We start from the raw sequence: 2,789 nt of genomic DNA on the forward strand, positions 1-2,789 counted from the left end.
ACCCTCTCCCGGCGGGAGAGGGGGCATAGTGGCCAGTGCCGTTGGTCATGTTCTAACTTAGATATTAACCACTACCCGCGCGGGGAGTGCGTGCACTGGCCGGCAAGCTCGGAACCACCGCACTCACCGCATCCTACACCCAATGCAAGGTCCGCGCGGGCAGGCGACGCGAGGGGTGATGTGGGTGTAGGTTGCGTTAAGACGCCGGCACTGCCGCCACCATAGATGAGCGGGCCTTGGTGCGTCGAACGCAACACGTCGAATCCTCCGGACAACGCCAAATCATTCAGGATCGCACTAAGACCACCAGCCTCTGCGGCCCGTGGACCCCGTAAGCCAGGGTCTGCTCGATGTCGGCGGATTTGGAGGGACCGGAGATCAGCAGAACATTACCCGGCATCCCGGTCTGCCAGGCCTGCCGGGTCAACAATTCGTGGAAGGTCGAGCAAATCTCGGCCGCGTCCAGCAGCACGCAGTGGATAGGGGGCACCAGGGACAGGAGGCGCGGCTCCTGGGGCGTCGGCCACAGGACCAGGGAGCCGGTCTCGGCGATGGCGCCCCGGCAGCTGGTGAAGCCTGCGTCCACGGACCGGAACAGGGTATCGCGACAGGCCTCCACGGGCTCCAGGTACGGGATCAATCGGACCGCGCCCCGGTCCGGCCAGCCCTGCTCCAGCGCCGGCCCCAAGGGACCCTGGGGACCATAGAGCAGCGCGCCGCCTTCCCGGTGCAGGAGTTCGTACATCCGCTGGGGCCAGTCGGCACCGACTTGGTGGACCTCGCCGTGAGCCGCCTCCATCCGGGCCCGGAAGCGCCGCAGGCACTCCGCCGGGTCCCAGTCAAACCGGCGCAGAGGGATGTCGGGCGGTGTTTGGTCCGCTTGGATACCGCCCGCCCGCAAGCGTTGGAGGATACCTGATCTGGCGTCGCTCATGGGAGCCCCCATGCTATTAACATCGGTTCGGTTGTTTCATTGGAGATTATTTTTTCCGCAAATAAACGCGAATCAACGCAAATTGCTCGCAATCGGTTCGCCATCATCGACGGTTCTTGGTCCATTGACGTTGATTTGCGGCCATTTGCGTTGATTTGCGGACAAATTTTGCATGGGGGTCCTGCCGGCTCAATGTTATCGGTAACCCGTAGGATGGGCAAAGCAAGCGTCCATCAAGCGGGTTCTAAGGTATCGGACATTCCGCGGCGGTTTCCGTACCGCGGCGGCTGGTTAGGATGCACCAAGCGAAGCGTGCCCATCGATCCATCTGTGGCCCTCAATCATCGGTAAAGCCTGCCTCCCGCGCCAGTCGGTGCAGGCCCTTGGGGGCGAGGCGTGGGGGGCGCCGGCTCTTGGTCCAGGGCCTAATCAGCCGTGGGATCAGGGTGCCCGTCCTGCTCAGCAGGCTGCTCAGGAGCCGGTAGCGACCGGGGTCGGCGTGGAGCCAGGCCCAGAGTCGCCAGATTGCGGTCTGCCTGGGGTCACGCCGACTGCCGCGGCCCGGCACTTGGGAATCGGATCCGGCGCCTACCCCTTCGGCGCGCAGTCGGTTCAGGAGCCGGGGGATGGGGATGCGTACCGGACATATCTCATCGCAGGCACCGCACAGGCTGGAGGCGTCCACCAAGGATCCGGCCGCGGCCAGGCCCTGGAGCTGGGGCTCGAGGATACCGCCGATCGGGCCCGGATAGACGGTGCCGTAGGCATGGCCGCCGAGGCGTACATACACGGGGCAGTGGTTCAGGCAGGCCCCGCAGCGGATGCAGCGCAGGGTAGTCCGGAGCTCCGGATCGGCGCAGATGCGCGACCTGCCGTTGTCCAGCAGGATCAGGTGAACCTCCTGGGGTCCGTCCAGCTCGCCGGTCCGGCGCGGCGCGCCGACCAGGTTGACATAGGTGGTGATGGGTTGGCCGGTGGCGGAACGGGTGAGCAGGGTCAGCAGGGTCGGGAGCTGATCCAAGCGCGCGATCACCTTCTCGATGCCGGTGACGGCGATATGCACCTTAGGGACCGTGGTGCACATGCGGCCATTGCCCTCGTTTTCCACCAGGGCCAGGGTCCCGGTCTCGGCCACCGCGAAGTTGACCCCGGTGAGGCCCGCCACGGCACCCCGGAACTTCTCGCGCAGGAGGCGGCGGGCGGTGGCCGTGAGCGCTTCGGCATCCTCGCTGTAGGGGAGCTCCGGGAACCTGGCCTTGAAGAGTTCGGCGATCTGGCGCCGGTCCTTATGGATGGCCGGTGCCAGGATGTGGAAAGGGCGTTCCTCCGCGAGCTGGACGATGAGCTCCCCCAGGTCCGTCTCCACGACCTCGATGCCCTGGGCCTCCAGGAAGGCGTTGAGTCCCAACTCCTCGGAGACCATGGATTTGCCCTTGATGAGCATCCGCGCCTCGTGCCGGTGCAGGATGTCCGATATCCTGCGGTTGGCCTGATCGCAGGTCTCGGCCCAGTGGACCCGAATGCCGTTGGCGGTGCAATTGCGCTCCAACGCTGCGAGCAAGTCGGGGAGGCATGCCAGGGCCTGGGTCCGAATGGCCTGCCCTTGGTCCCGCAGACGTTCCAGCTCGTCCCGGTCCGGGAAGGCCGCCCGGCGCTTGGCGACCAAGCCGTCCAGGGCGCGTCCTATGTTTGCCCGCGTCCGCTGGTTGGCGAGGGCATCCGCGACCCGGGTACGCCACTCAGCCGCCACTGGTCCGCTCCCAGGTAGTGGTAAATTCATAAGTGTTTAAGTAGAGCGGTTCATCTTTTTGATCCCCTCTCCCCAACCCTCTCCCGGCGGGAGAGGGGGCATAGC

General features: G+C 65.6%; 2 protein-coding genes. Both read right to left on the reverse strand.

What is annotated here, in order from left to right; all coding sequences use genetic code 11:
* Nucleotides 1-286 precede the first annotated feature (286 nt).
* Entirely contained in the window at nucleotides 287-934 is a 648-nt protein-coding gene (locus BQ17_RS08795; RefSeq protein WP_089726236.1) for a LutC/YkgG family protein, read from the reverse strand.
* A 337-nt stretch (nucleotides 935-1,271) separates the two neighbouring features.
* Nucleotides 1,272-2,684: a LutB/LldF family L-lactate oxidation iron-sulfur protein gene (locus BQ17_RS08800; RefSeq protein WP_218068184.1), complete on the reverse strand. Its 1,413-nt coding sequence runs from the start codon at nucleotides 2,682-2,684 to the stop codon at nucleotides 1,272-1,274.
* Nucleotides 2,685-2,789: the final 105 nt, after the last annotated feature.

This window comes from Candidatus Thiosymbion oneisti, from assembly GCF_900092655.1.
In the GTDB taxonomy this organism is placed as follows: domain Bacteria; phylum Pseudomonadota; class Gammaproteobacteria; order Chromatiales; family Chromatiaceae; genus Thiosymbion; species Thiosymbion oneisti.